This window comes from Limosilactobacillus secaliphilus, from assembly GCF_001437055.1.
GTDB classification, from domain to species: Bacteria; Bacillota; Bacilli; order Lactobacillales; family Lactobacillaceae; genus Limosilactobacillus; species Limosilactobacillus secaliphilus.
The window spans coordinates 1-239 of record NZ_JQBW01000008.1 but is presented as its reverse complement, the minus strand read 5'-3'; the positions used below and the strand labels follow the sequence as shown (position 1 = coordinate 239).

Here is a 239-nt window from a genome sequence, read left to right as displayed (position 1 = left end):
CGCTGGTCAAAGGTGTGCCAGTAAGCAACGGCAAACCGCAGCCAGTCCTTCATCTTCTTGCCCAGAATCACTTCGTCAGGGTTGTAGTATTGGTAATACAGTCCTGAACGGAGGTGCTTATGTGGACCTACATACTTGATCTTATCGATACCTTTCCATAAATCACTCATCATTGAGTCCTCCTGTTCATATTAGTTTATATAAACAACTAACTTACGATTTAAGAATAATCCTTCAAC

General features: G+C 41.4%; 1 pseudogene. It reads right to left on the bottom strand.

The window, feature by feature from the left end:
- Positions 1–170, bottom strand: a pseudogene (locus IV45_RS07870) (xylose isomerase); the annotation flags it as partial.
- Between the last annotated feature and the right edge of the window lie 69 nt (positions 171–239).